Below are 26,033 nucleotides of genomic sequence, written 5' to 3'. Positions count from 1 at the left end.
AAAAAAGGATGTATGAACGATAAAATAAAAATAAACCTGCAAATAGCGGATTCTTATTATCCTCTCACCATTAACCGTGATGAGGAAGAGACCGTAAGAGAAGCGGCAAAGCAGGTAAATATCAGGCTCAATGCGTATCGGGAGCACTACAGGAACGTGGCTCCGGAGAAGATTATAGCTATGGTGGCATATCAGTTTTCACTGGAGAAGCTACAGTTGCTGCAACGTAATGATACCCAACCGTATACGGCCAAGATAGAAGAACTTACGGAAATGCTGGAAGAGTATTTCAGGAACGAGGAATAACTGTTTCCATTTTTATAAAGAAAATCCACGCACTGCTAAAGATGCCCGAAAGAGGAAGCTCTCGGGTATTTGGCAGTGCGTTTTTATTTATATTTAAATTAAATTACAATGTTAGTAACAATAGTAGCATCCATTGCATGCTTCATCGTAGGAGGAATCTTATCGTACGTATTGTTTAAATACGGACTAAAGGCCAAATATGATAATGTCCTGAAAGAAGCAGAGACAGAAGCGGAAGTGATTAAGAAAAACAAACTGCTGGAAGTGAAAGAGAAGTTTCTCAATAAGAAAGCAGATTTGGAGAAAGAGGTAGCTCTACGTAACCAAAAGATCCAACAGGCCGAAAATAAGTTGAAGCAACGTGAAATGGTGCTTAGCCAGCGCCAGGAAGAGATTCAGCGTAAAAGAGCCGAGGCTGATGCGGTCAGAGAAAATCTGGAAGCTCAATTGGGTATTGTAGACAAGAAGAAAGAAGAACTGGACAAACTCCAGCATCAGGAGATTGAGAAGCTGGAAGCACTTTCCGGTTTGTCGGCCGACGAAGCCAAAGAACGTCTGGTAGAGTCACTGAAAGAAGAAGCGAAAACCCAGGCACAGTCTTATATCAATGATATCATGGATGATGCCAAGTTGACCGCAAGTAAAGAGGCTAAACGCATCGTGATACAGTCTATACAGCGTGTGGCTACAGAAACAGCTATTGAAAACTCAGTAACTGTATTCCACATTGAATCGGACGAAATCAAGGGACGCATTATCGGACGCGAAGGCCGCAATATCCGTGCTCTCGAAGCTGCTACCGGTGTTGAAATCGTAGTAGACGATACCCCCGAGGCTATCGTTCTTTCTGCGTTCGACCCTGTTCGCCGTGAAATAGCCCGTCTGGCATTGCACCAGTTGGTTACTGACGGACGTATCCACCCGGCACGCATCGAAGAGGTGGTTGCCAAAGTGCGTAAGCAAGTGGAAGAAGAGATTATCGAGACAGGTAAACGCACCACTATCGACCTTGGTATACACGGATTACATCCGGAGTTGATTCGTATCATCGGTAAAATGAAATATCGTTCGTCTTACGGACAGAACCTGTTGCAACATGCTCGCGAAACGGCTAATCTTTGTGCTGTGATGGCATCCGAACTGGGACTGAATCCGAAAAAGGCAAAACGTGCCGGATTGCTGCACGATATTGGTAAGGTGCCCGATGAAGAACCGGAATTGCCACATGCTTTGTTAGGTATGAAGCTTGCTGAGAAGTTTAAGGAAAAACCGGATATTTGCAACGCTATCGGTGCTCACCATGATGAAATAGAAATGACCAGTCTGCTTGCACCTATCGTACAGGTGTGTGATGCTATTTCAGGAGCACGTCCGGGTGCACGCCGTGAAATTGTTGAAGCTTATATCAAGCGTCTGAACGATCTGGAACAATTGGCTATGTCTTATCCGGGTGTGACCAAGACTTATGCCATTCAGGCAGGACGTGAACTTCGCGTCATTGTCGGAGCGGATAAGATAGACGATAAGCAGACGGAGAATCTGTCGGGTGAAATTGCGAAGAAGATTCAGGATGAGATGACCTACCCGGGACAGGTGAAGATAACCGTTATCCGCGAAACACGTGCGGTGAGCTTTGCAAAGTAAAGATTGAAAAAGAAAATGTTTAGGATAAGGGCGAAGCAATTCGCCCTTTTTTAATTCTCCGTTCAACAGTTGTTTTTAATATGGATAAAATATGAAGAATTACTTATTTGAGGTTTGTACCAACTCTGTAGAGAGTTGCATTGCTGCACAGGAAGGTGGAGCAAACCGTGTGGAACTTTGTGCCGGTATCCCCGAAGGCGGAACTACTCCGTCGTATGGCGAGATAGCAATGGCACGTGAGGTACTGACGACCACCCGGCTGCATGTCATCATACGTCCGCGCGGCGGCGATTTTCTTTATTCTCCTGTCGAGGTAAAGACCATGCTGAAGGATATAGAAATGGCTCGTCAACTTGGAGCCGACGGGGTGGTGTTTGGCTGCCTGACTACAAATGGCGGGATAGACGTACCGGTGATGAAACAATTGATGGAGGCCTCGAAAGGCTTATCTGTCACTTTCCATCGGGCATTTGATGTCTGCCGTGATGCGTCTGAAGCTTTGGAACAGATAATTGATCTGGGATGCGACCGTATCCTGACTTCGGGGCAACAGGCAACGGCGGAACTTGGAATACCTTTGTTGAAGGAACTCCGTGAAAGGGCGAACGGCAGAATTACTCTCCTTGCAGGTTGTGGGGTGAACGAAAAGAATATCTGCCGGATTGCAAAAGAGACCGGTATTCAGGAATTCCATTTCTCGGCTCGTGAAAGCATTAAGAGCGGAATGGAGTATAAGAATGAGGCGGTATCCATGGGAGGAACTGTCCACATCAGTGAGTATGAGCGGAACGTGACGACAGTGAAACGCGTGAAAGATACGATTGAGAGTATTACTTCTTCTCTTTAAAAGAGTATTTGAGCCGGTTCGAATGGGTGTCGGCCGTTTTTTCGAAACAAACCATCCCTGCAAACTGTTAGTTAGCGAAAAGTATTCACCCGATTAAAATGCTTTAGCTATGATAAAATTGAGATTCAGCTTGTTGATGGCTTTGTTGGTAGTGGCTGTGTCGGTTTTTGCGGATAATGCACCTGCCAAAGTGCAGACAGCCCTGAAAAAAATGTATCCCAAGGCTGATGGAATCGCCTGGTCGCAGGACGGTGGTTACTATTGTGCCGATTTTATGATGAATGGTTATGAAAAGAATGTCTGGTTCAATGCACAGGGACAATGGCAGATGACGCAGACAGAGTGGGGAGATACCGATGAACTTTCTGCCACGGTATATAATGCGTATGCTTCCGGACCCTATTCCGGCTGGCAGGTAGAGGACGTCACTTACGTAGAATTTCCGAAATGGCAACCGATTATTGTCATTAAGGTGGGACAGCAAAATGTAGACATCCAGTATCAACTGTTCTATAGTCCGAATGGGACATTGCTGCGTACTCGCAATGTGAGCTATATGGATGATATATTGGGCCCCGGTACTTTTTTGTAGCTTTCTTCGTATTATGGATTTACGGGTGGATGGAAGGAGTCCGAATATCTTTCCATTCACCCGTAAATGCTTGTTCTTTATCCCATAAACCAAACGGCTTTTCGTGGCATCAGCTTATAAATTAGTGCAGTAAATGCCCAACTGCAAAGGAATATGCAGATAGCCATCAGTGGAACCTGCAAAGGGATGGGCAATGACGAAGGTCCTATTAAAAGGAAGAAGGGACCTACGACAAAATAGTGTACCATATAGATGCCGAAACCACACTGGGTCATATTGGCCAATACTTTAATGACAGTAGAGTTGGTGATGACAACCTTTTGTAATAGTAAGAAGGTAGCCAAAGTCATTAGTAGCACATTGGGGCTGCAGAAGGTAAAGAAGAGTTCCATCTCCGTTTCCGTCGCATTGGGATTTGACGCTGTGGTGCTGAACCCTGTATAAGTGATATAATATCCGACGGCAAACATGAGTATGCAGAGTATGAATGTTTTCATAAGGCTCCAGTCATTTCCTTTTTTGACATAATGCCCCAGTAATAAATAGCCGTTGAATCCGGCAAAGTAATAGAAGAGCCCGAATTCATTCCACGTGTCCGTGCCGAATACATATCCGCTTCTTTCGAACAAACAATTGGCAACATACTCTTTCAAATAAGGGATAAAGAGTGAGATAATCCATATCAGGAGAAAAGCTCGTTTGGTCTTTCGGTCGGCATTTTCTATCCATGCCGAGAAGAATGGCATGTAGAGATACAGACCGATAAGTAGATAGATATACCACATGTGGTTCTCTTTATGGCTGAAGTTGAATGGAATCATTGCCACATCTTTAAGAGAGTCTATCAGGCTTTGTGATTCCTGCCCTTGTGTATAGCAAAAGAAGTCACCGATGATCTCTTTCGGTAGTCCGAGTACGCCTGTAACCCAAGGAAACATGCTATACAACACCGACCATATAAGAAAAGGGAACAAAACACGGTAAATGCGCTTTTTGTAGAATTTACCCAGTGGTTGTTTTTTTACGGGGAGCAGAAGCAGTCCCGTCATCATAACAAACAGAGGTACCGACGGACGGAGCAGTGAACCATAGATCGCTGCCCAATGCGTGTATTCCGGAATAGCCCGCATTGTGGGAGAAATGTAAAAAAGGGTCGATACAATGAACGCCTATGACCATTATCATTGCAACACAGCGGATGACGTCGAGCCAGACGATACGATTGTCGGAGATAGAGTTTTGAATCATGATATTTGTGCTTTAAGTTTCGGGCAAAGATAGGATGAAAAGGAGCCGGGTATATGTAGATTCTGACCAATTAAAGATAATATCTGGTCAATTTGGCTTTAATTGATTACTTTTGCAGCGATATAAATGTATGAAATTCAAAAAAAGTAATCATGTTAAAGATATTGGTGACTTATGCCGTACAAGGCGAATTTACAGAAATCAAGTGGCCCGACGTGGAGGTATATTATGTGCGGACCGGTATTGGAAAAGTGAAATCGGCTTTTCATTTGTCCGAGGCTATCCAGCAAGTGAAGCCCGATATTGTGATCAATCAGGGAACAGCCGGAACTATTAATCATCAGGTAGGGGACGTTTTTGTCTGCCGTCATTTTGTCGATCGGGATATGCATAAGATGACCGGATTGGGAATGGAATACCGTATTGATTCGTCGGAATTGCTTGCTGCCAGGGGCTTTTGCCAACACTGGACCGAATCGGCAACCTGCAATACCGGTGATAGCTTCCTGACCGAGCTGACGGATATTGAGGGAGATGTGGTTGATATGGAGGCTTATGCGCAGGCTTTTGTATGCAGAGCCAAAGAAATTCCTTTTATTTCGGTTAAGTATGTTTCGGATGTGATTGGACAGAATTCTGTGAAGCACTGGGAAGACCGTTTGGAAGATGCCCGTGCAGGCTTATCTCACTTTTTCAATGTTTTAAAAGAAAGTATATGATAAGTTACGCCTGCGGCTATCAGGAAGAGGAGTATCTTGACCCAGACCAACGGGATCAGGAAGAAAATGCAATAAAGCATTGTGCCCCACATGAGCAGCAGTGAGATGATTTTGGCGCGTAACGGGATCGCTTTATTTTCCCGAAAGTTGCGTATATAAGTACCAAAGTATTTGTGATTCAGAAGCCACTGGTATAACCGGGGAGATCCCTTGAAATAGAGGGCGGCAGTGAGTAGCAGAAACGGGGTAGTGGGCAATAATGGCAGAAAAATGCCAAGAATGCCGAGCCCCAGCGAAATGGTACCTAATATAATACAGATAGTTTTCATTCGGCAAAAATAGGAAAAATAACTTTTCTCGCTGAATGAAAACTATCTTTTGTATTATCTTTGTGCCCGCACCGAGGTGACATTAGGTGCAGTAACCATTAATAATATCTACAACAATGTTTACAGTAATCAAAAGAATGGAGATATCGGCTGCACATAAGCTGATTCTTCCGTACCGGAGCAAATGCGCCAGTCTTCATGGTCACAACTGGATTATCACTGTCTACTGCCGTTCTGAGCGGCTCAATGCAGATGGAATGGTAGTGGATTTCACCCAGATTAAGCAGGCCGTTAAGGAGAAACTGGATCACAGGAATCTGAATGAGGTACTTCCTTTTAATCCCACGGCAGAAAATATTGCCCGTTGGGTATGCAAGCAAATACCTCAATGTTATAAGGTCGAAGTGCAGGAATCGGAAGCAAATACGGTGATTTATGAGAAAGATTAACGAAATTTTTTATAGTTTACAGGGAGAGGGGTATCATACGGGTACCCCTGCTGTTTTTATACGTTTCTCGGGCTGTAATCTGAAATGTGACTTCTGTGATACCCGACACGAAGAGGGTGAAATGATGACAGACGAAGATATTGTCAATGAAATAGGGAAGTATCCGGCTGTCATGGTGATTCTTACCGGAGGAGAGCCTTCTTTGTGGATTGACGATGCTTTTATAGACCTTTTGCACCGTGCAGGCAAGTATGTATGTATCGAAACCAATGGTACGAAACCCTTGCCCGCTGCTATCGATTGGGTGACCTGCTCTCCCAAGCAGGGTGTCAATTTAGCTTTAAACCGGATGGATGAAGTTAAAGTTGTTTACGAAGGACAAAATATTGACGTTTATGAACAACTTCCCGCCGAACATTTTTTCCTTCAGCCTTGTTCTTGTAATAACACCGCAGAAACGGTGGATTGCGTGATGCGACATCCTAAATGGAGACTTAGCCTGCAAACGCACAAACTGATAAATATTCTATGAGCTGTGGGATCTGATTCGGGCTATATGTGATAAGCTGCAAGATATAGGCAGCCGTATTGTGTCTTGTGTGTTATTGATCGTTTGTGACTCGTAGCTTGTGACTCGTGACTTGTAACTAATTAATGATATATTATGAAAGTAGGTTTATTTATCCCCTGTTATATCAATGCCATTTATCCGCAGGTAGGGGTGGCATCATATAAATTACTGAAGAACTTAGGGGTGGATGTTGATTATCCTCTTGACCAGACCTGTTGCGGACAGCCCATGGCGAACGCCGGTTTTCAAGATGAATCTTTAAAAATGGCTATTCGTTTCGATGATTTATTCCGGAAGTACGATTACATTGTCGGTCCCTCTGCCAGTTGTGTGGCTTTTGTGAAAGAGAATCATCCCGGCATTCTGGCCAAAGAAGGCCATCAGTGCCAAAGCGCAGGTAAGATATATGACCTTTGCGCTTTCATTCACGATGTGATAAAACCTACGAAAATTCCTGCCCGCTTTCCCCATAAAGTCAGCATCCATAACAGTTGTCACGGTGTACGTGAACTTTTCCTGTCAGCTCCGAGCGAACTGAATATACCTTATTTTAATAAATTGCGTGATTTACTTCAGATGGTCGAAGGAATTGAAGTTTTTGAGCCCTCCCATGTGGACGAATGTTGTGGTTTCGGAGGTATGTTTGCGGTCGAGGAGCAGGCTGTTTCAGTCTGTATGGGACGCGATAAGATACGGCATCACATGGAGACCGGTGCCGAATACATCACCGGAGCGGATAGCTCCTGCCTGATGCATATGCAGGGTATCATCGAACGTGAGCACCTGCCTATCCGAATGATTCATGTTGTAGAAATATTAGCATCACAATTATGAGTACCAAGCATGCAAAAGCTGCCGAAAAATTCCTGGAAAATCCGGTGATGGCAGCATGGCACAACGAGACCCTTTGGATGGTTCGTGCCAAGAGAGACAAGATGAGCAAGGAAGTACCCGAGTGGGAAGAATTGCGTGATAAGGCATGTGCGTTGAAACTTTACTCCAACAGCCACCTTGAGGAACTCTTGCTGGAGTTTGAGAAGAATGCCACAGCCAATGGAGCCATCGTTCACTGGGCAAAAGATGCGGAAGAGTATCGTGCCATCGTTTATGAAATATTGAGCAGTCACGGAGTAAAGCATTTTGTGAAAAGCAAATCGATGTTGGCAGAAGAGTGCGAACTGAACCCGTTTCTGATAGAGAAAGGAATCGATGTGGTGGAATCCGATCTCGGTGAGCGTATCCTGCAATTGATGAATCTGGCACCGAGTCATATTGTACTTCCGGCTATCCACATCAAGCGTGAGCAGGTAGGAGAACTTTTTGAGAAAGAAATGGGAACGGAGAAAGGGAATTTTGATCCCACTTATCTGACCCATGCCGCCCGAAAGAACTTACGAAATATCTTTCTGAATGCAGAAGCCGCTATGACGGGAGCCAACTTTGCTGTGGCGTCTACCGGAGATATTGTGGTTTGTACCAATGAAGGAAATGCCGATATGGGTACATCGTGCCCGACACTGAATATTGCTGCTTTCGGCATGGAAAAGATTGTGCCGGACATGGAGGCTCTGGGAGTGTTTACCCGTCTGTTGGCACGTTCGGCAACGGGACAGCCGATCACTACTTATACCTCTCAATACCGGAATCCCCGTGAAGGAGGTGAATATCATATTATTATTGTAGATAATGGACGGAGTGCCCTGCTGGCCCATCCCGACCATATCAAGACTTTGAACTGTATCCGATGTGGTGCCTGCATGAATACGTGTCCGGTGTATCGTCGGAGTGGAGGATATTCTTACACTTACTTTATTCCCGGACCTATCGGTATCAATCTGGGAATGGCACATGATCCGGAAAAGTATTACGATAATCTGTCAGCCTGTTCTCTCTGTATGTCTTGTTCGGATGTTTGTCCGGCAAAGGTGGACTTGGCCGAACAGATTTATAAATGGAGGCAGGATCTGGATAAGATTGGAAAAGCTAATACGGGTAAGAAAATAATGTCCGGTGGCATGAAGGTGTTGATGGATCATCCTACGCTTTTCAATGCGGCGCTTTGGGCTGCTCCGGTAGTTAACCATTTGCCACGTTTTATGAAGTATAACGATTTGGATGCGTGGGGAAAAGGACGAGAACTTCCTAAATTTGCGGGCGAATCGTTTAACGAGATGTGGAAGAAAAATAAAGTGCAGGGAAAGGAGGAAAACAAATGAGTAGTAAAGAAGACATATTAGCGAGTATCCGTAAAAATACGAAGAACCGCTACGAATATCCCGATTGGCAGATCAATGCAACTGTTTATCCGGACGTGGTTGCCAAATTCTGTGAAATGAGTTTTGCCGTCGGTGGTGAGGCTATTGTGCTCGGTGAGGGAGAAGATATCAATGCTGTCATTCGCCGTACTTACCCTGATGCCGGCAGCATTGCTTCCGATTTGGAGGAAATCACGTGTGCTACGTTCAATCCTGATTTGTTAGGTCGTGCGCAGGATCTGAACGGAACCGATATAGCCGTTGTCAAAGGTGAAATCGGGGTAGCCGAGAATGCGGCTGTCTGGATTCCTCAGACGGTGAAATACAAGGCACTCTATTTTATTGCCGAGAAGCTGGTGATTGTTCTGGACAAAAATCGTATTGTGAGCAATATGCATCAGGCTTACGAACGGATAAAAGATGAAAAATATAAATTCGGTACATTTATCTCGGGACCCTCAAAGACTGCCGACATTGAACAGGCATTGGTGATGGGGGCTCATGGAGCGAGAGATGTATTGGTAATATTAAAGTAACGAAGTAGTGTCAGAGGAGATGCGACTGCGGGTTGCTTGGATGAATATTGGTTTTGATTGATATAAGTGTATGTTTGCAAATAAAGTAAAGAAGGTGGCGGCCATTCACGATCTTTCCGGTATGGGAAGGGTCTCTCTGACGGTCGTCATTCCCATTCTGTCATCGATGGGGTTTCAGGTATGTCCGTTGCCTACGGCCATCCTGTCTAACCACACGCAGTATCCTGATTTTACTTTTCTTGATCTGACGGACGAGATGCCTCGTATCATTGCTGAGTGGAAACGGTTGGAAGTGGAGTTTGATGCTATTTATACCGGTTATCTGGGATCGCCCCGACAGATTCAGATTGTATCTGATTTTATTCGTGATTTTCGCAGAAAAGATAGTCTGACTGTAATAGATCCCGTTTTGGGAGACAATGGTAAGCTCTATTCCAATTTCATTGAATCGATGGTGGTGGAAATGCAGCATTTAGTCACACATGCCGATGTGATCACCCCCAATCTGACGGAACTTTTCTATCTGCTCGACCGGCCGTATAAAGAGAGTAATACCGATCAGGAACTAAAAGAGTATTTGCGTTGTTTGTCGGACAAAGGGCCGGAAGTGGTCATTATCACCAGTGTACCGGTGTTGGACGAACCCCACAAAACTTCTGTTTATGCTTACAATCGGACAGGAAACCGTTACTGGAAAATCACATGTCCCTATTTGCCCGCCCATTATCCGGGTACGGGAGATACGTTTACGAGTGTCATTACCGGAGCTTTATTGCAGGGAGACAGTCTTCCTATTGCTCTGGACCGTGCTACGCAGTTTATTTTGCAGGGCATTCGTGCTACTTTCGGTTACGAGTACGACAATCGTGAGGGTATTCTGTTGGAGAAGGTACTTCACAATCTCGATATGCCCATCCAGAGCAGCAGCTACGAGTTGATTTAAGTAGTGACTCTGAATTTTGTTCCGGAAGTCGGTTGCTTATATTTATTGTCCCTATCATTCGTTGCCGGACAGGAGGAGGCCAGTCAATAGATGATAAGAGGCAAATAAACTGTAATGGTAAGTCCACATTCCTCCATAAATGGGAAAAGCACTGCTCCCCTGATTGGAAACAGTGCTTTTCGCCCTTTAAACGTGCACTTTTATTTTACTTCTTCCCCTTTTTCGTTCAATACCACAGTCACGTCTGTTCCGTCTTTCTGAGTAACGACTACTTTGTAAAGTTTACCTTCTTCTTTAGTTGTTACCGATGCTTCCTTGATGGTTGATTCAGGATAAGCTTTTCCGAGAGTTTCGGTTACTGCTGCGGGCAGATCCTTTACTTCAATCTTTGTATACTCGTCTTGCGGAGCTTGTGCGGTTGCTACCACTGCGTTAGCGTTTTCTGCGTTCTGTGCGAATGCTACTGAGCTACCTAATCCCATAACCAATGCTACTGCTACTAATACCTTTTTCATAATTGTAAGTTTTAAGTTAATAAATGAAGTTTGTTTTTCTGTAAGCCACTTGCTTACGATAATAATAGTGCAAGCCTCGTGCCAGAACGAAGGTGGACGTGCTATAGTGCTAGTATATAGCTATTTATGAACGATGACCTAAAGTTCAAACTGTGGAAAACGGGACTTTGGAGTGTGGATACCGTGGAAAACTTCCACAATCTCAGAGACTTTTGGCAGTTTCTGCAAGCCGTATGAATTCTCTTTTGTATCCTTTTTCATCATTTTCTAATCCGGTTTTTGCCAAAGAGATCACTTTGTCATAAGTGGCGTTTCCTTTGAATTCCGAGTCTCTCAGTAGTTGTCCGAACATGGCTACTGCGGCTGCAAAGCGGAAATCGGCAGAGACCCGGTTGCTTTTATGGTCAATCAACGGCAATTCTATCTTCTTGCTGGTGTTACTGTCCGGAGTTTTGTAACGTAGCTTAATGGTTAATAACTCGTCAGATTCATTGAGAGGCGTAGATGGTTTTTGTTTTTTCTGATATTTGAGATCGTCTATTTTTCCTGCAAAATCACTCTTTACTCCCGTGGGAACTACTTCATAGAAAGCTGTCACTGTATGTCCGGCTCCCATTTCTCCGGCATCTTTTGTATCGTTATTAAAATCCTCGTCTGCAAGCAAACGGCTCTCGTAACCTATCAGTCGGTAGGCCTGCACTTGTGCCGGATTGAACTCTACCTGTAACTTTACGTCTTTGGCAACAGTGTGTAAAGTTGCTCCGAATTCGTTCACCAATACCCGGTTGGCTTCTTGTAAGTTATCGATGTAGGCATGGTTTCCGTTGCCTTTTTCGGCGAGAGTCTGCATCTTGCTGTCTTTGTAGTTGCCCATTCCGTATCCCAATACGGTGAGGAATATACCGCTTTTACGCTTTTGTTCAATCAGCTTTTCAAGTTCCTTGTCCGATGATACGCCCACATTGAAATCACCATCGGTGCAGAGTATGATACGATTGTTGCCTCCTGATATAAAGTTCTTTTGGGCTATTTTATAAGCCAGCATGATCCCTTCACCTCCTGCGGTAGAACCACTTGCTTCCAGCTCGTCAATGGCTTCACGTATCTTTTGTTTGTCACTGCCCGGAGTTGCTTCCAGTTTCACACCGGCATTGCCTGCATAAGTCACGATAGCTACTTTATCTTTATCACGTAAGTTGTTTACCAATAGTTTAAGAGAGGATTTCACTAAATCCAACCGGTTCGCTCCCCACATAGAGCCAGAGACGTCGATCAGAAAGACAAGATTGGATGCAGGCAGATTGTCCGTCGGGATTTCTTTAGCCTTCAGTCCGATACGGACAAGACGGTGATCTGCGTTCCAAGGGCAGGTTCCGGCTTCCATCGTAATCTTCACAGGATCACTTCCCGTCGGTTTCGGATAATCATAGGAAAAGTAGTTCACTAATTCTTCCGTACGGATTGCATCGACTGGAGGCAGTTTACCTTTATTGATAAAACGACGCATATTGCTGTAAGAAGCGGCATCCACGTCAATAGAAAAAGTAGAAAGTGGAGCATCCGACACATTCTTGAAACCATTTTCCTGAATCTCGCCATATTCTTCCGCATTTACAGCATTATACATGATTCCCGATGCGGGACATACTGCCATATAAGCAGTAGACATTGATTTAGTGGCCCTTAGTTCGTGTCCGTATCCTACAACCACACATTCTTCCAATACAAGTTCGTCAGCTTTCATCTTCACATCCAGCGTGGACGATTTTACCACCCTTTTCTCTTGCTTATAGCCGATATACTGAAACAACAACGTCTCTCCTTTCTTAGACTGAATCGTGTATTGACCGTTCATGTTCGTCACCGTACCTTTCGTAGTACCCTTTATCTGTACCGAACAGCCGACAAGCGGAGTTCCATCTTTTGCATCTGTTACAGTACCCGACACAGTAATAGCTTGTGCACTCACTGTAGCCAAAGAGATAACTGCCATTAGCAGTGCGAACACCATCGCTCTGAATTGATTTGTTTTCATAACTTCATTATTTTAAAATGTTACTATTAGTTCGCTTTTACTATAGAGATGCAGATTCCACACAGATTCCATAAACAACCCAAACTTTTTTTATTTTGCTGCAAAAGAGGTTCATTTCAAAATTCTCACTCATTCCTTTGCAACTCATCAGATGATGTGTATATTTGCGAATCATAAACATATCACAAATATGAAAAATGAAGTTGATGGAAGGCGGGAAATAGCCTCACGAAACACGGCCTGGGCTAATATCATTGCCCGTAAACTTACTCATTGGGGTGTCACACCCAACCAAATTTCCATGATGAGTGTATTCTTCGCTATGGTGGGATGTCTCCTGCTGATTGGCACAGTCATTTATCCCGGCTTCAATAAATATGTAGCCTATATTCTGTTTATCGTTTGTATGCAGTCGCGATTACTCTGCAATCTGTTCGACGGGATGGTAGCCATTGAAGGAGGAAAGAAAAGTGCCAATGGAGATCTTTATAACGATATGCCCGACCGCTTTGCCGATGCTCTGTTCATCATTCCCGTGGGGTATGTAGCTGGTGGATTCGGCATTGAATTGGGATGGCTGGCTGCTCTTCTCGCTGTTATGACTGCCTATTTCCGCTGGATAGGGGCATACAAGACACACCAGCATTTCTTTAACGGCCCGATGGCCAAGCAGCACCGTATGGCATTATTGACTCTTACCTTCGTGGTCGCCACTTGCACTATTTATTCAGGATACGACCGGATGGTATGTTTCATAGCTCTAATCATTATCAACATCGGTCTTATCGCAACACTGATACACCGCTTGTACCTCATATCACACACTACAAACACTGAAATAAAATGAAAGATCTACTGGATAAAATATTCCCCACATTAAGCGATGAACTGATTATTGTCATCTCGCTTATCATCGGACTACTTGTTACGGCAAGCCTTATTCTCTTTCTCGTAAAGAAGATATTTCCGAAAACAAATATCAGCGAACTCGCTGCACGCACACGCTCATGGTGGATCATGGCGGGCATGTTTATCGGTGCCGTATTTATCAGCTATAACATCTCTTATTTCTTCCTTGCATTTCTCTCTTTTATCGCCTTCAGAGAACTTTATTCGGTACTGGGATTCAGAGAAGCGGATCGCGGAGCATTGTTCTGGGGCATACTAGCCATTCCCATTCAATATTACCTTGCCTACCTGGCCTGGTATGGAGCCTTCATCATATTCATTCCGGTAGTCATGTTCCTTGTATTGCCTTTACGACTGGTTTTAAAGGGAGACACGCATGGAATTACCAAGTCGATGGCCCTGTTGCAATGGATTCTGATGCTTTCGGTATTCGGTATCAGTCACCTTGCTTATCTCCTGTCGCTTCCCGAACTACCGGGATTCAGTTCAGGAGGACGAGGTCTGCTGTTGTTCCTTGTATTCCTTACCGAAATAAATGATGTCATGCAGTTCATTTGGGGTAAACTCTTGGGACGGCATAAGATACTTCCGAAAATAAGTCCGAACAAAACATGGGAAGGTTTTCTGGGTGGTGTAATCAGTACCACTGTGATTGGTTACTTTCTCGGTTTCCTGACTCCCCTCTCCGCTCCTAATGTCATCCTGGTAAGTGCCCTTATCGCAATTGCCGGATTCTCGGGAGATGTAGTCATCTCCGCGATCAAGAGAGACAAAGGAATCAAAGATATGGGAAACAGTATTCCCGGTCATGGAGGGGTGTTCGACCGGATCGACTCTCTGGCCTACACTGCCCCCGTATTTTTTCATTTAGTTTATTATATTGCTTATTAAGAGGAAAAGATGGAAAAAAGATTCATGCAATCTGTTGCCATGCGGATTATATATAAAGGTGTTTTCCACTGGTTCCTGAAATTAATCGTAGGGGTTCAGTTCACCGATTGCCAGTTCCTCAAAAAGGAGAAGCAGTTTATCATCCTTGCCAATCATAACAGCCACTTGGATACCCTCAGTTTGCTATCTTCTTTGCCCGGTAACCTTTTATGGAAAGTCAAACCTGTAGCGGCAGAAGATTATTTCGGGAAAACTCGCTTTCAGGCTTCGATAAGTAACTTTTTCATCAATACTCTTTTAATCAGGAGAAAAGGGGAAAAAGATTCGGAACATGATCCGATTCGCAAGATGCTCGAAGCCATTGATGCCGGATATTCACTGATTCTTTTTCCGGAAGGAACCAGAGGAAAGTCGGAACAAATGGGAAAAATAAAATCCGGTATAGCCCGTATCCTGTCTCTGCGACCTGAAGTGAAATATATTCCCGTGTTCATGACCGGCATGGGACGTTCACTGCCTAAAGGCAAAATGATACTGCTACCCTACAAAGCATCCGTCTATTACGGTATACCCACATTGGTAAAGAGTACAGATACACATGAAATATTAGACCAGATTACAGGTGATTTTGAAGTAATGAAAGAAAAATATCAAGTCGTTATCGACGAAGAAGAGGAATAGATGTTGTTTTTCAAAAGAAATATATCGAGACTATCGGACGAGGAATTACTGATACACTATACGAAGTCTGGCGATACGGAATATTTCGGCGAATTATATAACCGATATATACCGTTACTGTATGGACTTTGCCTGAAATACCTGCATGATGAAGACCGGGCACAGGAAGCAGTCATGCAACTATTTGAAGATTTACTACCTAAGTTGGGAAATTATGAGATAAAAGTGTTCAAGCCATGGCTCTACCGGGTAGCGAAGAATCATTGCCTGCAACTTTTACGGAAGGAAAATAAAGAAATTCCGTTAGATTATACGGTTAATATTATGGAATCTGACGAATTTCTGCATCTATTAAGTGAAGAGGAAAGTTCGGAGGAACAACTGAAGGCATTACATCACTGTCTCGAAAAGTTGCCCGAAGAACAACGGACCAGTATTACGCGTTTCTTTCTCGAAGAGATGTCGTATGCCGACATTGTGGAACAAACCGGATTTACTCTGAACAATGTGAAGAGTTATATCCAAAATGGAAAACGAAATTTAAAGATTTGCATTAAAAATCAGCTTAAGGGATGAAACTATCGGATTACATACGGGGATTCCGCAAGGGGAAAGAAGCACATCGATTGGAGAAAGAAGCGATGCGTGATCCTTTTTTGGCCGATGCGTTGGAAGGGTATAGCCGGGTGGAGAGTGGAGCCGATGAGCAAATAGAGTTGTTGCGTCGCCGGGTGAATATGCGCGTAACGCAAAAACGCAGGCATACCATTGCTTGGAGTGTGGCTGCCAGCCTTCTGATCGGAGTTTGTATCGGTTCTTATTTCCTGCTTCAGGAGAATACTTTACCGGATGAAGCACGGATAGCAATGGAAGAAGTATCTCACTTGGAACCTTTGTCTGTACAAAAGGAAGAAAAGAAAGAGGATTTGGTGGCGACGGTGAGAAAAGATTCCGCAACTATTCAGAAGGGATTGATAACCGGGAATAGAGAGAAAAAAGTTGTTGTATCTCCCCACACAGAGGTGCCTCAGGCCATGACACAGGAATGGATCGATGAGGCATTGGAAACCACTATTGCCGAAGAGCCTTTGGCTGCTACCACAAGTTCGGCTATGAAATCTATTCCGGCTAATGACAGCAGCCTTACTGCTCAGGTAGCGGTTGGGGGTAAAGTACATGGCAGAGTGACAGACTCCAGCGGTTATCCTATTGTCGGTGCTACCGTTAAGCTGAAAGGGACTAATCAGGGAACTATCTCCGACGTAAATGGTAATTTTGTATTGAAGACAGGTGGAAATCGGGAACTTGCAGTCGATTATATTGGTTATGAATCCGTTACACTTCCGGCTGATACGACTAAAAGCTTATTAATAGCGATGAACGAAGATCAAGCTACGCTTGATGAGGTGGTAGTGGTAGGGTATGGTTCGCAGTCGAAAGGGAGTATAACGGGAGCTGTAGCGAGTCTGAAAATGTCCGGTACTCCCCAACCTACCATAGGTAAAAAGGCATTTCGGAAGTATCTGAAAGAGAGTCTGGTTCATCCGTCTGATAAAGACTGTGCGCGTGCCAAGGGAAAAGTTATTCTTACTTTTCGGGTAGATAAGGAAGGACGTCCACAAGACATTACTGTTAAAAAGGGACTTTGTGCTTCGGCTGATGAGGAAGCCATTCGCTTGATCGAGGAAGGACCTGGCTGGACAATGGGTGAGGAACCGGTAGAAATCAGTATCCGTTTTTGATTAATGAAAAATCCCGCCTAAGTCATGTGACCTAAGCGGGATTTTTTCTGCACGGGAGGAGAGGCTCGAACTCCCGACACCCGGTTTTGGAGACCGGTGCTCTACCAACTGAGCTACTCCCGTGTTTGCGGCTGCAAAGGTAGAATAAACTTCTGAATTTGCAAGCTTTTATGCAAAGAAGTTGCTAATTATTTTAATTTTTCCCATTCTTCGGGTTTAAATCCTACCAATACGAAGCGCTCGGTCACTACCAGCGGGCGTTTCACTAATTTGCCATTGGTAGCTAAAAGGGCGATCTGTTCTTCTTCAGTCATTGTAGGAAGCTTGCTGCTGAGTTTCAGCTCTTTATATACTACACCACTGGTGTTGAAAAACTTCTTAACGGGTAGTCCGCTTAGTGGAATCCAGGCTTTCAATTCTTCTACTGTGGGATTATCGTCCACAATAAGGCGGTTAGTATACTCAATGTTGTTTTCTGTCAGCCACTTTTTAGCTTTCTGGCAAGTGCTGCATGCGGGATATTGCAAAAAGAGAGTTTTCATATTTATTCTATATTAAGCATTTGTAAATCTTGATACATGGTGCGGTATGCTGCCGCTTTTTTGTCGAGTGCCAACGGATAGGCTCGTGAAGAAGAAGGCATGCGGTATAAGCGCATCGGGCGTCCATCAAAGACGAACTCAGAGAAATCGCCCACCTTGGGTTCTTCCACTTCGAATTGTGCCCGGAGTGTATCTGTTGCCTTTTGCCCTGTTGTGACGATGGCTTTGCATTCCGGGAGGTGTCCGAGAAGTCGGCTTATATCAGTGGGCTGCACCACTTCCAGGAACTTGTCTGAGGCATTGTCCTGTAGGCGTCGGATGGCCGAAGCGGTATCGAATAAAGCTATTCCTTTATCGTTGAGAAAGCTGATAATGCGTTCGCGGCAGAAAGCTTTCCGGGTTTCGTTAAGGAAGTAGTCTTTGTTGTTAAAGAACAGCAATCCCACGATTCTCCACATATCATTGTTCAGGTTCGGATAGTAAAAATCCATCGACCATCGTTTCTTTTGAGGTGGAAAACTTCCCAGCATCAGCAATCGGGCATTGGCGGGGAGAAAGGGCTCTAACGGATGATTTTCTATTTCTATGTCCATTGTTTACTATTTGATCGGGAGCAAAAATAGTGATAATATCTATTTGATAGAAACGTACTCCCACGATTTTTAATTACTTTTGCGCCTTAATAAAAAAACATTCAACATGAGAAGGACTGCTATTGCTCTTTTTTGCCTGTTTTTGTTATCTGTTGGCATCGGATTAAGGGCACAAAACATTCAGTTGCACTATGATTTCGGACGTTCTTTGTATGATAAAGATTTAAAGGACCGTCCTGTATTAACCTCTACCGTGGAGAAGTTTCATCCTGATAAGTGGGGTAGTACTTATTTCTTTGTGGACATGGACTATACTTCTGACGGAGTAGCGGCTGCTTATTGGGAAATAGCCCGTGAATTGAAATTCTGGAAGAATCCGTTCTCGGTACATGTGGAGTATAATGGAGGTCTTGCCAAAGGTTTTTCTTATCAGAACGCTTATTTGGGGGGAGTTACCTATACTTATAATAATACTGCTTTCTCGCGTGGCTTTTCATTGTCGGCCATGTATAAGTATATTCAGAAACACCATTCTCCCAATAACTTTCAGCTGACCGGAACCTGGTATATGAATTTCAGCAATAACTTGCTCACTTTTTCCGGCTTTGCTGACTGGTGGCGTGAGGAGACTGCTTATGGGAAGACTATTTTTCTTACCGAGCCCCAGTTTTGGGTGAATCTGAACCGTATAAAAGGTATCAGTGATAAATTTAAGTTGAGTGTGGGCTCAGAAGTTGAGCTGAGTAATAATTTTGGTGGACGCGATGGTTTTTATGTCATCCCTACACTGGCACTGAAATGGACAATAAACTAAAAACTGATGAAAACAGACTTGATATACGGTATTGAAGACCGTCCGCCTTTTAAAGATGCATTATTTGCGGCATTGCAGCATCTGCTTGCTATTTTTGTAGCTATTATTACTCCGCCGTTGATTATCGCCAGTGCCTTGAAACTGGATGTGGAGAAAACCGGTTTCTTGGTTTCGATGTCTCTCTTTGCTTCGGGGGTATCTACTTTTATCCAGTGCCGCCGTTTTGGACCTATAGGGGCAAAGTTGCTTTGTATTCAGGGAACAAGTTTTTCGTTTATCGGTCCTATCATTGCTACGGGACTTGTCGGTGGACTTCCTCTTATTTTTGGTGTCTGTATGGCGGCTGCTCCCATTGAAATGATCATCAGCCGCACTTTCAAATATATGCGTAATATTATTACTCCGTTGGTTTCGGGTATCGTGGTGTTGCTTATCGGGTTAAGTCTGATAAAAGTAGGCATTATCTCTTGTGGAGGTGGTTATACTGCGATGGATAATGGTACGTTTGCTTCTTGGGAGAATCTTTCGATTGCAGGTGCGGTTTTGCTCAGCGTGCTGTTTTTTAACCGTTGCAAGAATAAGTATTTGCGCATGAGTTCCATTGTGTTGGGACTCTGTTTGGGATACGGCCTTGCTTTTGTTTTGGGAAAAGTAGATATGAGTGCTTTGAATGTAGAGATGCTGATGAGTTTCAATATTCCCCAGCCTTTTAAATACGGACTCGATTTTAATGTGTCTTCTTTCATTGCCATCGGGCTCGTATATATGATTACAGCTATCGAAGCGACCGGAGACGTAACGGCCAATTCGATGATTTCTGGTTTGAAGATCGAGGGTGACGACTATCTCAAACGAGTTTCGGGAGGTGTAATGGCCGATGGTTTTAACTCTTTTCTGGCAGGTATATTTAACTCTTTCCCTAATTCTATTTTTGCTCAGAACAATGGAATCATTCAATTGACAGGAGTGGCCAGTCGGTATGTGGGTTACTATATAGCTGCAATGTTGATTCTTTTGGGGCTATTTCCGATTGTGGGAGCTGTTTTCTCACTGATGCCGGACCCTGTATTAGGCGGAGCTACTTTGTTAATGTTCGGAACTGTCGCAGCAGCCGGAATCCGCATTGTTGCATCACAAAATATCGGACGGAAGGAAACATTGGTATTGGCTGTCAGTCTTTCATTGGGACTTGGAGTAGAATTGATGCCCGATGTGTTAAGCCAGGCTCCGGAAGCTATTCGTAGTATCTTTTCGTCTGGCATCACGACCGGTGGTTTGACTGCTATCATAGCGAATATCGTAATTCGGGTGAAAGAGGAAAACGAGGAATAACGGACGCTCGGCAAAGAGTGATGAACTGTGAATAATAAACAGGATACGCATTATATATTAGGAGGCTGTTTATTATTCACTGTTTGTTGTTTATAATACTTCCAGATTGCTCATCCGTTCTGTTGTGTGGAATTCAAATTCAGGGTATTCATACAACTTGAAGCGAGGTTCTGTTTCTCCTTCCGTATAGCTCCAAATGCTGGCATAATCTTCCGGATCTTCCCCCATTTTGCTTAATTGCCTTAGATAAGCTGCGAGTGATTTATTTTCTACGATATATATTTTTCCCAGTTTGTCAATGATAGAGCTATGACGGCGGGTACTGTCATGGTCGAAACGAAGGACACGTCTGCCTTCCTCTGTTATTCCCACTAGATTGAATGTCATGCTCTTGCCGATAGCGGGCAGATTAAGTACACTTCGGTCTGTTGCCATGAAGGGTAAATGATGTTTCTTCATGAAATGACGTATTCGAGTAGCGATGTCCTCACCTGTTTCAAGAAGAGAGTACAGTTCGTCAGCCTGTTCCTGCGTCAACTTGCCAAATGCTTTTTCTTCATGTTGCTCCTGCATCGATCGGCTGTTGGGAGTGAATACGGCATAATTTTCATTGAATCCTTTGACGGAGAAGGTATAATAACAAACTACTCCCAGCGAATTGAGTACTTGTCTCAGTCTTGTGGTGTGTCCCCGTCGGGATGCAGCTACGGTATATACCAACTGATTCGTAATCAGCCATCCGGCAGAAAGAATTTTCCGGATAGCTTCCCGGGTGTAGGGAGTAACCTCTAAAGGACTTTGGAAGTGAGTTTGAATAATAAATTGTTTCACTCCGATGACAGAAGCCTTTTCTTTAAATTCTCTTAGGATCTCTATCAATTCATCGTTAATACGCATAGGTAGGTAAGCTAATAATCTTGATCCCAGACGGACACGTTGCAATTCTGCGTATTTTTCTCCTTCCGGGCGTTCCTGATTTGCTTTTCTTTTACGTGCGGCCATGCGGTAAACAGCCTCAAGAATATTTTTCAGGGTTTTGTTCTGACTCATCAGAGCATCTCCTCCGGTAATCAATATATCTCGTAATTGGGTATCTTCTTCAAAATAAGACATTAATCTGCGTAGCTTTTTGTCCCAGCTTTCTTTAGGACGAAGTGCGTCGAACTCGAAATTCAATCGTTCGCTCTGGAAGTCGTACATGCGTTGACATGAAGCGCACAATCCTCCACAAGCCCGTCCCATTGTATCGGGGATCAAGATAGCTACTTCCGGATAACGACGGTGGATGTTATGTCCATCCGGCAATAACCATCCGGCGGCGTTCGGTTTACCGGCTTCTACAATGTCTTCACGTTCCCAGGCACGAATGTTACCATAGGTTTCTACCAGACGGGGGGAGTAAAGAATGTAGCTGCGGATGGCTTCATCGTTATACCCTTCTCCACTGGTATTGAGTAAAGAAAGATAGTAAGGAGTGGCAAAAAAAGGCATTCCTTTTTTGCGGGCCCGTGACAACAAATACATTGTTTCGCTGGAAAGGGAGTTCCCGAGAAAGCGGTTCAACTCGGTAGGAGTTTTGATGGCCATTGAAAGATGGAAGCGAAAGTCGTTCCACCACTGACAGACCTGTTGATATTTCTCTTCATAACTCATTCCTTCTTCAAAGTGAAAACGTGAAGATGGTTTGGATTTCCGGTTTTCTATTTTTTGTATCAGTAGATGCAGCATCCGTTCCTGATTCTCGGAACGTAACTCTATCACATCTTCGTCCAGTCCGGTGGCCCAGCGTTCGGTTCGGTTTTTAATTCGTTGTGGAGAGGGGAGTGGGGATTCCGGCTCTTCCAGTCTTTTAAAGAGATAGTATAGGTCCAGGAACAAGTCAGTAGGTATTTCTGCATTTTCCAAATTCCCGGTCAAGAAGCGTCGGAGAAGAGATAAGGTCTGTATTTGCATATCCTGTTCGTTAGACAGCTCATGAACAGTCTTTCCGTCGTAGCTGATAAGGAGTCGAATTTGCTCACCCGCTTTGTTCCCTCCGGATATGTAAGGAGTGAGGAACTCTTGCAGGTGGTTCTTAAAGTCGGTGTCGTCAAGACTTTGTTGAGCCATTGCTGTGAGTTCAGGTAACTCCTGACAGTATAGTTGCCGTATTTGGGAAAGTGTGAGTGAAAGCATTTTCTTTTGTTTCATACGCGATTGTTTTTAGATTGTTAAAATTGAAATATTTGCATAAATATAACAAAAAAAGCGGAGGTAGAAAACCTCCGCTTTGCTATTCATGCTATTCTTTACGATTCTTTTTTGTTTAATAACATTCCGCTTTTCATTTTGCTTTTGCTTCTTCGTCCTTATGTTTCGGCTCTTTTTTAGCCAGTAAAACAATGTTGTATACGTACTCTGACATCCATTGTTCCGAAAATCCGAGACGTTCTTTGTACTGGCGTACTGCGGCAGCCGTTTTGTGTACGTCATCAGCTTTCCATACTGTTTTGGTACATACATCGTGCACAGTTTTTTCTGTCATGGAGCGCAAGGCTTTTTTGAATATCGCCGGCATACGGAACTTCCATTGCATCAGGTTACCCATCAGCATCATCAGGTCACTTGAGAATCCCTGGTACATGAAAAGATATGCCTGTACATCATTTTGTGTGCGGCAGTTTTTCTTGATAGAGGTGTCTATCTCTTTAAAAAACGATTCACTGATGCCGTAATCCTGCATCAACATCTTGCGGGAAGCTGATTTCTCGGCAAGTCCTAATTTGCCACCTTGTGTGGCTACTTTGAATAAACGTTTGAAGTTGGCTACATCCGGCAGAAAACGGATATTCGTGATACCTAAATTTACTGCGATTACAGATTGAAAATATACACGTGTCAGTGATACGAAATCTTCTACATTGCCTACTACTTTTGCGTCAGCGTCGGCCTGTTTTTTAAATAAGTTAGCGAATATGCTCATAAGTCATTTTGTCAATTATAGATTGAGGTTGCAAATTTACTAAATAAGTTGTTAAATTACTACAGATTATACGGATAACATCTATTCTTTTTGAGGCTCTTTACCAACACTCAATATCTTTTTCAATATCCTTCATCTTGTTTTTGGTGAATACCGGGCTTTTGATGCCTGACTTTTTCTGTTCACGATAGTCCTGCAGCAATCGGAAAGCATATTTTCCCAGAAAGGCGATCGCTATCAGGTTGCAGATGGCCATTAACCCCATGGTGATATCTGCCAGTCCCCATACAAAATCGAGAGTGGACATGGCTCCCACCCATACCATCCCTCCTACCAATAAACGGTAAAGGTAAACTATCCATCGTTTGTGGGTGAGGTATCGGATATTTGCTTCTCCATAATAGTAATTGCCGATGATGCTGCTAAATGCAAAAAAGAAAAGGGCAACTGCCACAAATATACCTCCTATGCTTCCTATTTCGTTGTTCAACGCATGTTGAGTGAGTTGTACTCCGTTGGTCGAACCATCGAGCGGAGCACCACTGAAAAGAATGATGAATGCTGTGCATGAACAGATAATAAGAGTATCTGTGAAAACTCCTAAGGTCTGAATCAGTCCTTGTTTCACCGGGTGTGATACGAATGCGGTTGCGGCTACGTTCGGTGCCGAACCCATACCGGCTTCATTGCTGAACAGCCCACGTTTGATGCCTTGCATCAATGCAGCTGCTACACCTCCTCCTAAAGCCTGTTGCCAACCAAAAGCATGACTGACAATGGTTCCGATAACATCCGGCAGATGTGTGATATTGATGAGTACAATGACCAGTGCCAATCCTACATATCCCAGTGCCATGACAGGGACGATGATGCTGCTTACTTTAGCAATGCGCTGGATACCTCCGAAAATAATCAATAGAGTCAGTCCGGTCAGGATGATGCCCATAGGCACATGGCTGATGCCAAACGCATGTTCTACAGCTGCACAAATGGTATTGCTTTGTACTGAGTTGAAGGCAAATCCGAAAGTGACAGTAATCAGTATGGCAAACAGAATTCCCATCCATGTTTTTTTTAACCCTTTCTTCATGTAGTAGGCAGGGCCTCCGATAAAAGATTCCTTCCCTTTTTCCTTATATAATTGTGCGAGGGTAGATTCTACAAAAGCACTCGATGCTCCTAATAGAGCAATGATCCACATCCAAAATATGGCACCCGGTCCGCCGATGGCAATTGCCGTAGCTACGCCAGCCAGATTTCCTGTACCGACACGGCTTGCCAGTGATATGGCAAAGGCCTGGAACGAAGAAATATGTTTCTCTCCATGTTCTCCTTTTCCGGCAGAGTCTTTCAACAGACGTAGCATTTTGCCGATCATGCGGAATTGCACGAAACGGGTTTTAATCGTGAACCAAATGGCGCATCCCAACAGCATTGCAATCAGGATGTAGGTCCATAATATATCGTTAATTAGATTCATATCTATTAATTAATTGGTATCAGGGGCAAATTCTTTTATTTTAGCCTGAAGTAGAATTTATGGTTCTCGAATATCGGTTCCACGATATCAAACCGGATAAATTTAGCCAGTAAATGCTCTGCAGCCCGTCGGGAAATACCTGCTTGCCGGCAATAGCGGTTAAGAGAAAGCGAAGTATTTTCTGCCAGTAAGTCCAGCAACAGTTGTTCCCGTTCGGTATAGCGGATCAATTCTCCTGCCGGACTACCGCTTTGCTGCCAGACGCGCAAATGTACCGGAGTAGCCAGGATATTTTCATCTTTGATCCGAATATATGCCAGTGATTTACCGTTTTCGTCTTTTGCAAAAACGGGCTTGTGTTCACTTTCATCTATTTGTACGACTAATACAGAACGTCCTTCAACGTGAAATGTTTGCATGGAATAATCAACTTCCGGCCGGCAATAAAGTTGGGCAGCTGCTTCTATCATATATTTTTCTTCATCCGAACGTACACCGGCTATTTTTCCATTGTCTTTAACGCCGATCAACAGCCGTCCTCCATCGGTATTGGCAAAAGCTGACAGTGTTTTGGCGATTTTACGGGCATCGGATATTTCAAATTTAAAGTCTTGCTGTTGATGCTCCCCTTCGGCTATCAATGCGTGTATGTAATCAGTATCTGTAAGCGGTTTCATGCCTGCAAAAGTAGATAAAAAAGACTAAACCTTATTTTTTTGCTGATTTTTAGCTGATAATTTCAAAAAAAATATCGTTTTTATGCGTTTATTTCGGGAAAGGATGTATTTTTGCCCATCATTATTAACGAAGAAATAAATAAGGATTATGAAAGAATTAGTAGAAAAGATTGCTACTTTGGTAGCTGAGTTCAACAAAGATGCAAATGCTCAGATTGAAAATGGTAACAAAGCTGCAGGAACTCGTGCCCGTAAAGCTTCATTGGAAATCGAAAAAGCAATGAAAGAATTCCGTAAAGTATCTTTGGAAGAATCAAAGAAGTAATCTTACGAATAGAAAAAATGGAAAAGTCGGTCTCAATTTTGAAACCGGCTTTTTTGTTTTACAGAATTTTAATCCGTCTATATTTCAGAAACGATA

General features: G+C 43.7%; 28 protein-coding genes, 1 tRNA gene and 1 pseudogene. 19 read left to right on the top strand and 11 right to left on the bottom strand.

The window, feature by feature from the left end; genetic code table 11:
• Window positions 1-12: 12 nt before the first annotated feature.
• From BSHG_RS19215 to BSHG_RS19230, 4 genes are all read left to right on the top strand, one after another.
• On the top strand, window positions 13-306 hold the full coding sequence (locus BSHG_RS19215; RefSeq protein ID WP_005790425.1) for a cell division protein ZapA: 294 nt from the start codon (window positions 13-15) through the stop codon (window positions 304-306).
• Window positions 307-414: 108 nt separating this feature from the next.
• Window positions 415-1,950, top strand: a complete 1,536-nt coding sequence (gene rny / locus BSHG_RS19220; protein ID WP_005790424.1) for a ribonuclease Y — start codon at window positions 415-417, stop codon at window positions 1,948-1,950.
• 91 nt (window positions 1,951-2,041) lie between these two features.
• Entirely contained in the window at window positions 2,042-2,797 is a 756-nt protein-coding gene (locus BSHG_RS19225) for a copper homeostasis protein CutC (protein ID WP_005797842.1), read from the top strand.
• A 109-nt stretch (window positions 2,798-2,906) separates the two neighbouring features.
• Complete coding sequence (locus BSHG_RS19230; protein WP_005790420.1) at window positions 2,907-3,389, top strand: PepSY-like domain-containing protein; 483 nt, start codon at window positions 2,907-2,909, stop codon at window positions 3,387-3,389.
• Window positions 3,390-3,466: 77 nt separating this feature from the next.
• On the opposite strand, the pseudogene BSHG_RS0219955 reads toward BSHG_RS19230, so the two are convergent.
• A pseudogene (locus tag BSHG_RS0219955) lies at window positions 3,467-4,637 on the bottom strand (acyltransferase).
• Window positions 4,638-4,789: 152 nt separating this feature from the next.
• Here BSHG_RS0219955 and BSHG_RS19235 point away from each other — a divergent pair.
• A complete protein-coding gene (locus tag BSHG_RS19235) occupies window positions 4,790-5,356 on the top strand; it encodes an MTA/SAH nucleosidase (RefSeq protein ID WP_005790416.1) in 567 nt (188 codons plus the stop codon).
• Here BSHG_RS19235 and BSHG_RS19240 read toward each other — a convergent pair.
• Window positions 5,323-5,685 (bottom strand): YbaN family protein, encoded by a 363-nt coding sequence (locus BSHG_RS19240; protein WP_005790413.1) that lies wholly within the window; start codon window positions 5,683-5,685, stop codon window positions 5,323-5,325. The two genes, BSHG_RS19235 and BSHG_RS19240, sit on opposite strands and share 34 nt — an antisense overlap.
• Window positions 5,686-5,801: 116 nt before the next feature.
• Between BSHG_RS19240 and queD the strand changes: the two genes are divergently transcribed.
• The 6 genes from queD to BSHG_RS19270 all read left to right on the top strand — a co-directional run bounded on the left by queD (window position 5,802) and on the right by BSHG_RS19270 (window position 10,439).
• A complete protein-coding gene (gene queD / locus BSHG_RS19245; protein ID WP_005790409.1) occupies window positions 5,802-6,134 on the top strand; it encodes a 6-carboxytetrahydropterin synthase QueD in 333 nt (110 codons plus the stop codon).
• Complete coding sequence (locus tag BSHG_RS19250; protein WP_005817247.1) at window positions 6,121-6,666, top strand: 7-carboxy-7-deazaguanine synthase QueE; 546 nt, start codon at window positions 6,121-6,123, stop codon at window positions 6,664-6,666. The genes queD and BSHG_RS19250 overlap by 14 nt, the downstream gene beginning before the upstream one ends.
• Window positions 6,667-6,798: 132 nt before the next feature.
• Window positions 6,799-7,539, top strand: a complete 741-nt coding sequence (locus BSHG_RS19255; protein ID WP_005790405.1) for a (Fe-S)-binding protein — start codon at window positions 6,799-6,801, stop codon at window positions 7,537-7,539.
• A complete protein-coding gene (locus BSHG_RS19260) occupies window positions 7,536-8,921 on the top strand; it encodes a lactate utilization protein B (protein WP_005790403.1) in 1,386 nt (461 codons plus the stop codon). Before BSHG_RS19255 ends, BSHG_RS19260 begins: the two co-directional genes overlap by 4 nt.
• A complete protein-coding gene (locus tag BSHG_RS19265) occupies window positions 8,918-9,496 on the top strand; it encodes a lactate utilization protein C (RefSeq protein ID WP_005790401.1) in 579 nt (192 codons plus the stop codon). The genes BSHG_RS19260 and BSHG_RS19265 overlap by 4 nt, the downstream gene beginning before the upstream one ends.
• 70 nt (window positions 9,497-9,566) lie before the next feature.
• A complete protein-coding gene (locus BSHG_RS19270; RefSeq protein ID WP_008657302.1) occupies window positions 9,567-10,439 on the top strand; it encodes a pyridoxamine kinase in 873 nt (290 codons plus the stop codon).
• Window positions 10,440-10,639: 200 nt separating this feature from the next.
• Here the strand turns inward: BSHG_RS19270 and BSHG_RS19275 are convergent, their stop codons facing one another.
• Both BSHG_RS19275 and BSHG_RS19280 read right to left on the bottom strand, forming a co-directional pair.
• On the bottom strand, window positions 10,640-10,954 hold the full coding sequence (locus BSHG_RS19275) for a hypothetical protein (protein WP_005790398.1): 315 nt from the start codon (window positions 10,952-10,954) through the stop codon (window positions 10,640-10,642).
• 202 nt (window positions 10,955-11,156) lie between these two features.
• Entirely contained in the window at window positions 11,157-12,989 is a 1,833-nt protein-coding gene (locus BSHG_RS19280; protein ID WP_005790393.1) for a vWA domain-containing protein, read from the bottom strand.
• 190 nt (window positions 12,990-13,179) lie between these two features.
• On the opposite strand from BSHG_RS19280, the gene BSHG_RS19285 reads away from it, so the two are divergent.
• The 5 genes from BSHG_RS19285 to BSHG_RS19305 are packed head-to-tail and all read left to right on the top strand — an operon-like array spanning window position 13,180 to window position 17,212.
• A complete protein-coding gene (locus tag BSHG_RS19285) occupies window positions 13,180-13,836 on the top strand; it encodes a CDP-alcohol phosphatidyltransferase family protein (RefSeq protein ID WP_005790391.1) in 657 nt (218 codons plus the stop codon).
• Complete coding sequence (locus tag BSHG_RS19290; RefSeq protein WP_005790388.1) at window positions 13,833-14,789, top strand: phosphatidate cytidylyltransferase; 957 nt, start codon at window positions 13,833-13,835, stop codon at window positions 14,787-14,789. The genes BSHG_RS19285 and BSHG_RS19290 overlap by 4 nt, the downstream gene beginning before the upstream one ends.
• A 24-nt stretch (window positions 14,790-14,813) precedes the next feature.
• Window positions 14,814-15,470, top strand: a complete 657-nt coding sequence (locus tag BSHG_RS19295) for a lysophospholipid acyltransferase family protein (RefSeq protein ID WP_005790386.1) — start codon at window positions 14,814-14,816, stop codon at window positions 15,468-15,470.
• On the top strand, window positions 15,471-16,046 hold the full coding sequence (locus BSHG_RS19300) for an RNA polymerase sigma factor (protein ID WP_005790385.1): 576 nt from the start codon (window positions 15,471-15,473) through the stop codon (window positions 16,044-16,046). It begins immediately after the preceding gene.
• A complete protein-coding gene (locus tag BSHG_RS19305) occupies window positions 16,043-17,212 on the top strand; it encodes an energy transducer TonB (protein WP_008657292.1) in 1,170 nt (389 codons plus the stop codon). The genes BSHG_RS19300 and BSHG_RS19305 overlap by 4 nt, the downstream gene beginning before the upstream one ends.
• A gap of 50 nt (window positions 17,213-17,262) precedes the next feature.
• Here BSHG_RS19305 and BSHG_RS19310 read toward each other — a convergent pair.
• The 3 genes from BSHG_RS19310 to BSHG_RS19320 form a co-directional block, all read right to left on the bottom strand.
• Window positions 17,263-17,335 (bottom strand) — tRNA-Trp (locus BSHG_RS19310).
• Window positions 17,336-17,400: 65 nt separating this feature from the next.
• Entirely contained in the window at window positions 17,401-17,754 is a 354-nt protein-coding gene (locus BSHG_RS19315; RefSeq protein WP_005790381.1) for an arsenate reductase family protein, read from the bottom strand.
• A 2-nt stretch (window positions 17,755-17,756) separates the two neighbouring features.
• Window positions 17,757-18,347 (bottom strand): uracil-DNA glycosylase family protein, encoded by a 591-nt coding sequence (locus BSHG_RS19320; RefSeq protein WP_008657288.1) that lies wholly within the window; start codon window positions 18,345-18,347, stop codon window positions 17,757-17,759.
• 106 nt (window positions 18,348-18,453) lie between these two features.
• Between BSHG_RS19320 and BSHG_RS19325 the strand changes: the two genes are divergently transcribed.
• Window positions 18,454-19,161 (top strand): DUF5020 family protein, encoded by a 708-nt coding sequence (locus BSHG_RS19325; protein ID WP_005790377.1) that lies wholly within the window; start codon window positions 18,454-18,456, stop codon window positions 19,159-19,161.
• Window positions 19,162-19,167: 6 nt separating this feature from the next.
• Window positions 19,168-20,493 carry a nucleobase:cation symporter-2 family protein gene (locus tag BSHG_RS19330; protein ID WP_005790376.1) on the top strand — a complete coding sequence of 442 codons (1,326 nt, stop codon included), beginning with the start codon at window positions 19,168-19,170 and terminating at the stop codon, window positions 20,491-20,493.
• Between the two features lie 90 nt (window positions 20,494-20,583).
• Here BSHG_RS19330 and BSHG_RS19335 read toward each other — a convergent pair whose 3' ends face one another.
• The 4 genes from BSHG_RS19335 to BSHG_RS19350 form a co-directional block, all read right to left on the bottom strand.
• Complete coding sequence (locus tag BSHG_RS19335) at window positions 20,584-22,683, bottom strand: KamA family radical SAM protein (protein WP_008657284.1); 2,100 nt, start codon at window positions 22,681-22,683, stop codon at window positions 20,584-20,586.
• A gap of 133 nt (window positions 22,684-22,816) precedes the next feature.
• Entirely contained in the window at window positions 22,817-23,455 is a 639-nt protein-coding gene (locus BSHG_RS19340) for a hypothetical protein (RefSeq protein ID WP_005790373.1), read from the bottom strand.
• Between the two features lie 100 nt (window positions 23,456-23,555).
• Entirely contained in the window at window positions 23,556-24,935 is a 1,380-nt protein-coding gene (locus tag BSHG_RS19345; RefSeq protein WP_008657282.1) for an alanine/glycine:cation symporter family protein, read from the bottom strand.
• 35 nt (window positions 24,936-24,970) lie between these two features.
• Window positions 24,971-25,612: a helix-turn-helix domain-containing protein gene (locus tag BSHG_RS19350; protein ID WP_008657281.1), complete on the bottom strand. Its 642-nt coding sequence runs from the start codon at window positions 25,610-25,612 to the stop codon at window positions 24,971-24,973.
• Between the two features lie 148 nt (window positions 25,613-25,760).
• Between BSHG_RS19350 and BSHG_RS0219950 the strand changes: the two genes are divergently transcribed.
• Window positions 25,761-25,937, top strand: coding sequence for a histone H1 (locus BSHG_RS0219950; RefSeq protein ID WP_005780999.1), 177 nt, complete (start codon window positions 25,761-25,763; stop codon window positions 25,935-25,937).
• Window positions 25,938-26,033: the final 96 nt, after the last annotated feature.

This window comes from Bacteroides sp. 3_2_5 (assembly GCF_000159855.2).
Lineage (GTDB): Bacteria > Bacteroidota > Bacteroidia > Bacteroidales > Bacteroidaceae > Bacteroides > Bacteroides fragilis.
Note: the sequence above shows the minus strand (reverse complement) of the source record. Positions and strands in the feature narration are given on the sequence as shown.

Excerpts from the sequence above, each read along its gene's own strand:
- BSHG_RS19300 (WP_005790385.1), top strand. The coding sequence starts at position 15,471 with ATGTTGTTTTTCAAAAGAAATATATCGAGACTATCGGACGAGGAATTA.
- BSHG_RS19285 (WP_005790391.1), top strand. The coding sequence starts at position 13,180 with ATGAAAAATGAAGTTGATGGAAGGCGGGAAATAGCCTCACGAAACACG.
- BSHG_RS19260 (WP_005790403.1), top strand. The coding sequence starts at position 7,536 with ATGAGTACCAAGCATGCAAAAGCTGCCGAAAAATTCCTGGAAAATCCG.
- BSHG_RS19225 (WP_005797842.1), top strand. The coding sequence starts at position 2,042 with ATGAAGAATTACTTATTTGAGGTTTGTACCAACTCTGTAGAGAGTTGC.
- BSHG_RS19265 (WP_005790401.1), top strand. The coding sequence starts at position 8,918 with ATGAGTAGTAAAGAAGACATATTAGCGAGTATCCGTAAAAATACGAAG.
- BSHG_RS19235 (WP_005790416.1), top strand. The coding sequence starts at position 4,790 with ATGTTAAAGATATTGGTGACTTATGCCGTACAAGGCGAATTTACAGAA.
- BSHG_RS19255 (WP_005790405.1), top strand. The coding sequence starts at position 6,799 with ATGAAAGTAGGTTTATTTATCCCCTGTTATATCAATGCCATTTATCCG.
- BSHG_RS19335 (WP_008657284.1), bottom strand. The coding sequence starts at position 22,683 with ATGAAACAAAAGAAAATGCTTTCACTCACACTTTCCCAAATACGGCAA.
- BSHG_RS19305 (WP_008657292.1), top strand. The coding sequence starts at position 16,043 with ATGAAACTATCGGATTACATACGGGGATTCCGCAAGGGGAAAGAAGCA.
- BSHG_RS19290 (WP_005790388.1), top strand. The coding sequence starts at position 13,833 with ATGAAAGATCTACTGGATAAAATATTCCCCACATTAAGCGATGAACTG.
- BSHG_RS19250 (WP_005817247.1), top strand. The coding sequence starts at position 6,121 with ATGAGAAAGATTAACGAAATTTTTTATAGTTTACAGGGAGAGGGGTAT.
- BSHG_RS19295 (WP_005790386.1), top strand. The coding sequence starts at position 14,814 with ATGCAATCTGTTGCCATGCGGATTATATATAAAGGTGTTTTCCACTGG.
- BSHG_RS19345 (WP_008657282.1), bottom strand. The coding sequence starts at position 24,935 with ATGAATCTAATTAACGATATATTATGGACCTACATCCTGATTGCAATG.
- BSHG_RS19230 (WP_005790420.1), top strand. The coding sequence starts at position 2,907 with ATGATAAAATTGAGATTCAGCTTGTTGATGGCTTTGTTGGTAGTGGCT.
- BSHG_RS19315 (WP_005790381.1), bottom strand. The coding sequence starts at position 17,754 with ATGAAAACTCTCTTTTTGCAATATCCCGCATGCAGCACTTGCCAGAAA.
- queD (WP_005790409.1), top strand. The coding sequence starts at position 5,802 with ATGTTTACAGTAATCAAAAGAATGGAGATATCGGCTGCACATAAGCTG.
- BSHG_RS19215 (WP_005790425.1), top strand. The coding sequence starts at position 13 with ATGAACGATAAAATAAAAATAAACCTGCAAATAGCGGATTCTTATTAT.
- BSHG_RS19320 (WP_008657288.1), bottom strand. The coding sequence starts at position 18,347 with ATGGACATAGAAATAGAAAATCATCCGTTAGAGCCCTTTCTCCCCGCC.
- BSHG_RS0219950 (WP_005780999.1), top strand. The coding sequence starts at position 25,761 with ATGAAAGAATTAGTAGAAAAGATTGCTACTTTGGTAGCTGAGTTCAAC.
- BSHG_RS19240 (WP_005790413.1), bottom strand. The coding sequence starts at position 5,685 with ATGAAAACTATCTGTATTATATTAGGTACCATTTCGCTGGGGCTCGGC.
- BSHG_RS19350 (WP_008657281.1), bottom strand. The coding sequence starts at position 25,612 with ATGAAACCGCTTACAGATACTGATTACATACACGCATTGATAGCCGAA.
- rny (WP_005790424.1), top strand. The coding sequence starts at position 415 with ATGTTAGTAACAATAGTAGCATCCATTGCATGCTTCATCGTAGGAGGA.
- BSHG_RS19330 (WP_005790376.1), top strand. The coding sequence starts at position 19,168 with ATGAAAACAGACTTGATATACGGTATTGAAGACCGTCCGCCTTTTAAA.
- BSHG_RS19275 (WP_005790398.1), bottom strand. The coding sequence starts at position 10,954 with ATGAAAAAGGTATTAGTAGCAGTAGCATTGGTTATGGGATTAGGTAGC.
- BSHG_RS19270 (WP_008657302.1), top strand. The coding sequence starts at position 9,567 with ATGTTTGCAAATAAAGTAAAGAAGGTGGCGGCCATTCACGATCTTTCC.
- BSHG_RS19280 (WP_005790393.1), bottom strand. The coding sequence starts at position 12,989 with ATGAAAACAAATCAATTCAGAGCGATGGTGTTCGCACTGCTAATGGCA.
- BSHG_RS19340 (WP_005790373.1), bottom strand. The coding sequence starts at position 23,455 with ATGAGCATATTCGCTAACTTATTTAAAAAACAGGCCGACGCTGACGCA.
- BSHG_RS19325 (WP_005790377.1), top strand. The coding sequence starts at position 18,454 with ATGAGAAGGACTGCTATTGCTCTTTTTTGCCTGTTTTTGTTATCTGTT.